The sequence below is a fragment of the Selenomonadales bacterium genome, from assembly GCA_017442105.1.
Classification (GTDB): Bacteria; Bacillota; Negativicutes; order RGIG982; family RGIG982; genus RGIG982.
In genome coordinates, this window is record JAFSAX010000071.1 from 1 (window position 1) to 6,742 (window position 6,742).

General features: G+C 49.3%; 7 protein-coding genes and 1 other annotated feature. All 7 genes read left to right on the forward strand.

The window, feature by feature from the left end; genetic code table 11:
• The coding region (locus IJN28_02855; GenBank protein ID MBQ6712712.1) for a formate--tetrahydrofolate ligase at positions 1 to 1,393 on the forward strand (1,393 nt) is incomplete at its 5' end.
• 23 nt (positions 1,394 to 1,416) lie between these two features.
• Positions 1,417 to 2,157 carry a methylenetetrahydrofolate reductase gene (locus IJN28_02860; GenBank protein MBQ6712713.1) on the forward strand — a complete coding sequence of 247 codons (741 nt, stop codon included), beginning with the start codon at positions 1,417 to 1,419 and terminating at the stop codon, positions 2,155 to 2,157.
• 69 nt (positions 2,158 to 2,226) lie between these two features.
• Entirely contained in the window at positions 2,227 to 2,805 is a 579-nt protein-coding gene (locus tag IJN28_02865) for an NUDIX hydrolase (GenBank protein MBQ6712714.1), read from the forward strand.
• A gap of 1 nt (position 2,806) precedes the next feature.
• Positions 2,807 to 3,871, forward strand: a complete 1,065-nt coding sequence (mutY, locus tag IJN28_02870) for an A/G-specific adenine glycosylase (GenBank protein ID MBQ6712715.1) — start codon at positions 2,807 to 2,809, stop codon at positions 3,869 to 3,871.
• Complete coding sequence (locus IJN28_02875) at positions 3,868 to 4,419, forward strand: 3'-5' exonuclease (GenBank protein MBQ6712716.1); 552 nt, start codon at positions 3,868 to 3,870, stop codon at positions 4,417 to 4,419. Before mutY ends, IJN28_02875 begins: the two co-directional genes overlap by 4 nt.
• Before the next feature lie 15 nt (positions 4,420 to 4,434).
• The gene (locus IJN28_02880) at positions 4,435 to 4,920 is read left to right on the forward strand and encodes a DUF523 domain-containing protein (GenBank protein MBQ6712717.1); all 486 of its coding nucleotides are present in this window, start codon (positions 4,435 to 4,437) and stop codon (positions 4,918 to 4,920) included.
• A 71-nt stretch (positions 4,921 to 4,991) separates the two neighbouring features.
• Positions 4,992 to 5,209, forward strand: a binding site (T-box leader).
• 45 nt (positions 5,210 to 5,254) lie between these two features.
• Positions 5,255 to 6,742: valine--tRNA ligase (locus IJN28_02885; protein ID MBQ6712718.1), on the forward strand; the 1,488-nt coding region annotated here is incomplete at its 3' end.

Sequence of the window (6,742 nt, forward strand, 5' to 3'; positions counted from 1 at the left end):
ACTTCGCGAACCTTCGCTCGGTCCTTGCTTCGGTGTAAAAGGCGGCGCGGCAGGCGGCGGTTACGCACAGGTCGTACCGATGGAAGATATCAATCTTCATTTCACGGGTGACTTCCATGCGATCACATCGGCACATAACTTGCTTGCAGCAGTTATCGATAACCACCTTCAGCAGGGCAACGAACTCGGTATCGACCCGCGCAGAATCACTTGGAGACGTGTTGTTGACCTCAACGACCGCGCACTTCGTTTCGTAATGTGCGGTATGGGCGGCAAGATCAACGGTGTACCGCGTGAAACAGGCTTCGATATCACGGTAGCATCGGAAATGATGGCTATCCTTTGCTTGGCAAACGACCTTGACGATATGAAACGTCGTCTTGGTAAGATCGTTATCGGTTATACATACGACAACCGTCCTGTAACGGCTGACGAACTTAAAGTAACGGGCGCACTTACGCTTCTCTTCAAAGATGCGATCAAACCGAACCTCGTACAGACGCTCGAAAATACGCCTGCTATCATCCACGGCGGCCCGTTCGCGAATATCGCACATGGCTGCAACAGTGTTATGGCAACGAAATTCGCTCTCAAATTGGCTGATATCGTTGTAACAGAAGCAGGTTTCGGTGCTGACCTCGGCGCAGAAAAATTCCTCGATATCAAATGCCGTTTTGCAGGCTTCAAACCGGATGCAGTCGTATTGGTTGCAACGGTTCGCGCGCTCAAAATGCATGGCGGCGTAGCAAAAACGGACTTGACGACAGAAAACCTCGATGCGCTCAAAGCAGGTATGACGAACCTCACGAAACACATCGAAAATATGCATAAATTCGGTCTTCCGGTAGTTGTTGCTATCAATGCGTTCCCGACGGATACGCAGGCAGAACTCGCTTGCGTAGAAGAATGCTGTAAAGAACTCGGCGTAGATGTTGTTCTTTCCGAAGTATGGGCAAAAGGCGGCGAAGGCGGTCTCAAACTCGCAGAAAAAGTTCTCGAAGCTGTTGAAAAACCGAATAACTTCCGTTTCATGTATGATACGAACGCGTCGATCAAAGACAAAATTGCAGCAATTGCAAAAGAGATCTACGGTGCAGACGGTGTCAACTATTCGCCGGCAGCTGACAAAACGATCAAAGAACTCGAAGCAATGGGCTTCGTAGATACGCCGATCTGTATGGCAAAAACGCAATACTCGCTCAGCGATGATATGACGAAACTCGGTCGTCCGAGCGGTTTTAAAATCACGGTCAGTGAAGTACGTATCGCAGCAGGCGCAGGCTTCATCGTTGCTTTGACGGGTAACATCATGACGATGCCGGGTCTTCCGAAACGTCCTGCAGCTGAACGTATGGATATCGACAATAACGGCAAGATCACGGGCTTGTTCTAATCACAGCAGAAAGGCGAGCTTGTATGAAGATTGCTGTTGAATTGGTACCGCGTACTGTCGATGCGGTGCGAGATGATCTGAAGATCGTTGAAGCGTGCTGTCCTCAGCTCGATATCATCAATGTGCCCGATTTGGTTCGCTATGAAACGAGAAGCTGGCAGGCATGTGCTACGGTGCAGTCGCCGTTCCTTCGTACGATACCGCATGTCAGGGCGATCGACATTGACTTGTATCAACCGCTTCCGATGGCAGATTATCTGCGCAAACATCAGATCAAAGAAGTCCTCGTTGTCGGCGGTGATATTCCGCAGGATATGGGACATCGCATCTACCCGAGTACCAGTACAGACATTATTCGCAAATTCAAAGAAGAAATGCCTGAAGTCAAGGTGTATGCGGCCATCGACCAATATCGAACGAGTATGCGCAAAGAAGCGATGTATATTCAGCGTAAGCTGTATGCAGGTGCAGACGGATTTTTTACGCAGCCGTTCTATGATGTTCGCTTCATGGAAATGTACGCAGAGATCCTTGCGGGACATGATGTGTACTGGGGCGTAGCTCCTGTCATGTCAACGCGGTCGGTGTTTTATTGGGAAACGAAAAATAATGTCGTATTCCCGAAAAATTTCGAGCCGACACTTGAATGGAATACGCGTTTTGCTCGTGAAGCACTTGAGGCGGTCGATAAGCTCGGATCGAATATCTATTTTATGCCGATCCAGATGAATCTTGAACGGTATTTCTCCGAAATTTTTAAGTAACATCAATAAGCCTGCCTGTCGTCGGCAGGCTTATTTTTATCAAATCATTAGAGAAAGGTGGTGGATTTTATGAAGATTCGTAAGATCGTTGAAGCATTTGAACCGATGTGTCCGCAAGAAGTGGCCGATCGTGCGCTGGCACTCAAAATGATAGAAGAATATCCGAGCAATGTGCTGACGCGTGACAATCTGTTTGCGCATTTTACCAGTTCGGGCTTTGTTGTAAACGAAACGCTCGACAAGGTGCTCATGGTACATCATCTCATCTATCGGACGTGGGCATGGACTGGCGGTCATGCCGATGGGGAAGCCGACCTCCTGGCGGTCGCGATCCGCGAAGCGGAAGAAGAAACAGGTATCGGAAATCTCAAACCGCTTACAGGAAGAATGGATTCGTTCGATGTACTGCCTGTCTACGGACATGAGAAAAAAGGCGCGTACGTCGGAACACATCTTCATCTGTCTGCCGCCTACATTCTTGTCGCATCCGAAGAAGATGCGATCCGCATCAAAGAAGACGAAAACGACGGCGTGCGTTGGATACCGCGCGATGAGATGGATAAGTATTCGAATGAACCGTACTTGATTCGGATATATGAAAAATTATGGCAGAGGGCAGATATGTATGACAAGAGAACGAAACGATGAGATGTATGCCGTCGGTCAACTGTCGCGCATTGTAGAACCGCTCTTAGCTTGGTATGCGAAAGAAGCGCGTGACCTGCCGTGGCGTAAGTCGCGTGACCCGTATGCGATATGGGTATCGGAGATCATGCTTCAACAGACGCGCGTAGAAGCAGTCAAACCGTATTTTGCAAGGTTTATGGCAGAACTTCCGACGGTCACGCATCTTGCCGAGGCAGACGAAACAAGACTGCTGAAATTATGGGAAGGGCTTGGTTATTACAGTCGTGCGCGCAACTTAAAAAAAGCGGCTTTGTCGGTGGTGCGCGATTATGGCGGACAACTTCCGCGTTCGTATGATGCGTTGCTCTCTTTATCGGGGATCGGCTCATATACGGCAGGTGCCATCGCTTCTATTGCATTCGATATCCCCGTGCCTGCGGTCGACGGCAATGTGCTTCGTATCGTCATGCGTATATTAGCCGATGACAGCGATATTGCCGATGCGAAAACGAAACGCGCAGTAACAGGTCTCTTGACGAGGATCATACCGCGAGATCGGGCGGGAGATTTCAACCAAGCGTTGATGGATCTCGGCGCAACGGTCTGTCTGCCTGTAGGAAAGGCGCGATGCGAAGTATGTCCGCTGAGTGCGTTCTGCGATGCGTATCTCGATGATATCGCAGAAACGCTTCCCGTGAAGTCGGAGAAGAAACAAAGACGTGTCGAGAAGCGAACGGTATGGCTCGTATCTTATGGAGATAAGATTGCGATTCGTTGCAGACCTCCCAAGGGACTGCTCGCTGGGCTATGGGAGTTTCCGAACGAAGAAGGTCATTGCACGATGAAAGCATGGCGCGAGGAGCTGACGGAGCGCGGATGGCATGTGACGAGTATTAGGCAAGCAGGCGAAGCGAACCATATCTTTACGCATATCGAATGGAAGATGAAAGGATATTGGGTAGAAGTCAGCGAACTGATACCGGAGTGGGAATGGATCGGACGCAATGAACTAACAGACGTCTATCCGATCCCAACAGCGTTCAAATATTATCAAGAACAAGTAATGAAAAAGGAGGTGCAAAAATGAATTTTGTAGCGATAGACTTTGAAACGGCGAACCGCGAACGGAACAGCGCGTGCAGTGTGGCAGTCGTGGAAGTGCGTGACGGCAAGCTGTATGACAGCTACTATACACTCATTCGTCCGCCCGAGATGCGATTCGATATGAATTGTATCATGGTACACGGTATCTATCCCAAAGATGTAAAAGATCAGCCGACATTCGCCGATATCTGGCCTGAACTTAATGCGCGATTGGCGGGCAAGATCGTTGTTGCGCATAATGCGTCATTTGATATGGGTGTACTTCGTGCGTGCATTGAGACGTATCATCTTCCGAAACCGAAGTTTCACTATTTTTGCACCGTTCAGATGGCAAGACGTGTCTGGCCGCAACTGCCAAATCATCGTCTTGATACCTTGGCGAATTATTTTAGAATCGATTTTCAACATCATAATGCGATGGATGATGCGAGAACGTGTGCGTACCTTGCGGTATTGGCAGGGCAGGAAAAAGACTGTGATAACATATTTGAGCTGATACACCATATCAAATGGAGCGGCAAGCCGTTCTAGGAAGAAGGAATATGTATGATACTTGTCAGCAGTTGTCTGCTAGGGGAGTGTACGAAATACAGCGGAGGGCATAATCTTCATCCGTTTTTTGAAACGAAGAAAGAAAGTATCATCTCCGTCTGTCCCGAAGTGATGGGCGGTCTTTTAACGCCGCGCCCACCTGCAGAGATCGTGGGTGGCAGTGGGGCTGATGTTATCAGTGGTAGATGCAGTGTATGCTCAAAGGTCGGAACCGATGTAACGGCAGAGTTCCTCTGTGGTGCGAAGAAGGCACTGGCTCTTGCAAACGAGCATCATGTGGAGTATGCCGTGCTTAAAGAGAGTAGTCCGTCTTGCGGATCGCATACTATCTATGACGGCACGTTCTCGGGCGTGAAGCGGGCGGGGGAAGGTGTTACGACGTCGCTTCTTCGTGCGCATGGTATCACGGTATACTCGGAGAAGGAGATTACCGAAGGATTGTGGCAGAAGATGGTTGGTGCATCTTGCGAGAAGGCATGAAAACGGAAAAGAATCCATGATACTCCCTTGACAATAATAAGTGGAAAGTTGTATAGTTATTAAGTAATAAGCAAAAGATGAAGAAGAGAAGGAGTACGCAAACAGTCGGCTCATCAGAGAGAATATCCTTGGCTGGAAGATATTCGAGAGGCGTTGCGGAAGGTAGTCTCGGAATCGCTGCGGTGAAAGAAGAGTAAGCGCAGACGGCGGCACTCGTTATCGTGCACAGAGATTTCGCTTCGGCGAAAAATAAGGTGGTACCGCGAAAGTATGCTCTTTCGTCCTTTACGGACGAAGGGGCTTTTTTTATGGTAAGAAACAGGAGGCAGTAAACATGGAAGAAAAACAGATTCCTACCGTCTATGATCCCGCATCGGTAGAGAAAAAATGGTATGGTTTTTGGGAAGAAAACAATTTGTTCCACGCAGAAGTAGAACAGGATAAACAGCCGTTCAGCGTTGTTATTCCGCCGCCGAACGTAACGGGTCAGCTTCATATGGGTCATGCACTCGATGATACGCTCCAAGATATCATCGTTCGCTGGCGCAGAATGCAGGGCTACAATACGCTCTGGATGCCGGGTACTGACCATGCAGGTATCGCAACGCAGATCAAGGTAGAAGAAATGCTTGCCAAAGACGGCATCTCCCGTCACGATCTCGGTCGTGATGAATTCCTCAAACATGTTTGGGCATGGAAAGAAGAATATGGTGGTCGTATTGTAAAACAGATCAAGAGCCTCGGCGCATCCTGCGACTGGGAAAGAGAACGCTTCACGATGGACGAAGGCTGCTCCAAAGCCGTTCGCGAAGTATTCGTTTCGCTTTATGAACAAGGTCTTATCTATCAGGGCAACCGCATCACGAACTGGTGCCCGCGTTGTAACACGGCACTCAGCGATATTGAAGTAGAACACGAAAATCAGCCGGGTCACCTCTACCATCTTCGTTATTTCGTAGAAGACAGCGAAGAATCGCTCATCATTGCAACGACTCGTCCTGAAACGATGCTCGGCGATAGTGCTGTTGCCGTTCACCCCGAAGACGAACGATACACGCACCTTATTGGCAAACATTTGATCCTTCCGATCGTCGGCAGAAGAATCCCGATCATTACGGACGATTATGTAGATCCGTCGTTCGGTACAGGTGCGGTAAAAGTAACGCCTGCACACGACCCGAATGACTTTGAAATGGGTCAGCGTCACGATCTCGAACAGATCGTTGTCATGAATCTCGATGGTACGATGGCTGACAATGCAGGCAAATATGCCGGTATGGATCGCTATGAATGTCGTAAACAGATCATTGCCGACCTCAAAGAACTTGGCAATCTCGTGAAGATCGACGACCATGACCATGCAGTCGGTCACTGCTCGCGTTGTGACACGACGGTAGAACCGATGCTCTCGAAACAGTGGTTCGTTAAAATGGAATCGCTCGCAAAACCTGCTATCGAAGTCGTGCAGTCGGGCAGAGTACAGTTTGTACCGGAACGCTTCACAAAAACGTACACCAACTGGCTCGAAAATATCCGCGACTGGTGCATCTCGCGTCAGCTCTGGTGGGGTCATCGTATCCCTGCTTGGTACTGTGACGAATGCGGTGAAACGGTCGTATCGCGCGAAGATCAGACCGTATGTCCGAAATGCGGCGCACACATGACGCAGGATCCCGACGTTCTCGATACGTGGTTCAGCTCGGCACTCTGGCCGTTCTCCACGATGGGCTGGCCGGAAGAAACGCCCGAACTGAAACAATTCTACCCGACGAGCGTTCTTGTAACGGGTTATGATATCATCTTCTTCTGGGTAGCGCGTATG